Here is an 884-nt window from a genome sequence, read left to right on the forward strand (position 1 = left end):
CGCCGCCGGCAAGACCGATATCGCCCGATGTTGGGTGTATGTTGCCGACGACAAACCCTTCGGTGGGGCCAGTCCACCGGCGGCAATGTTCTACTATTCGAGGGATCGAACCGGCGACCACCCGCAGGCGCATCTCGCCCGGTGGTCAGGCATTTTCCAGGCTGACGCATTCTCCGGCTATGGCAAGCTCTATGCGCCAGACCGCAAACCCGGCCAGATCCAACAGGCTGGGTGTTGGAGCCATGCCCGGCGCCCATTCTTCATCAATGCGGATCTCCAGGAGACCGCTCGGCGCAAGGCGAAGGGCAAGAAGCCTGTTGTGGTGTCGCCCATGGCTCTTGAGGTGGTTCGCCAGATCGATGCCCTTTTCGAGATCGAGCGGGAGATCAACGGAGAAAGCACAGAGAATCGCCGCACCCTACGCCAGGAGCGGAGCTTGCCGCTCGTCGAGGCCCTCCGCGTCTATCTCGAGGAGAAGCGCGATAATTTTCCTCGCACCCGACCTATACAAAGCCATCAACTACATGCTGAAGCGGTGGCCCGCATTCACGTTGTTCCTCGACGACGGCCGTGTTTGTCTGTCCAACAATGCCGCCGAGCGAGCGCTCAGAGGCGTCGCTCTTGGACGCCGCTCATGGCTTTTCTGCGGATCCGATCGCGGTGGGCAGCGTGCGGCTGCCGTGTATAGCTTGATCGTCACCTGCAAGATGAACAGCGTCGATCCTCACGCCTGGCTGACTGATGTGCTCGGCCGCATTGCAGCCCACCCAGCTTCGCGTATCAATGATCTGCTTCCTTGGAACTGGAAAACCTCGCGCAAAGAGGCATCCATCGCGGCCGCCGCCTGAACATGCAGCGCAACAAGGTTCACGCCGTCACCGTCA

General features: G+C 60.9%; 1 pseudogene. It reads left to right on the forward strand.

Annotated elements, in window-relative coordinates:
* Positions 1 to 848 (forward strand): annotated as a pseudogene (gene tnpC / locus GSQ92_RS11415) (IS66 family transposase); the annotation flags it as partial.
* Positions 849 to 884 lie beyond the last annotated feature (36 nt).

Source organism: Acidisoma sp. S159 (assembly GCF_009766125.1).
Taxonomy (GTDB): domain Bacteria; phylum Pseudomonadota; class Alphaproteobacteria; order Acetobacterales; family Acetobacteraceae; genus Acidisoma.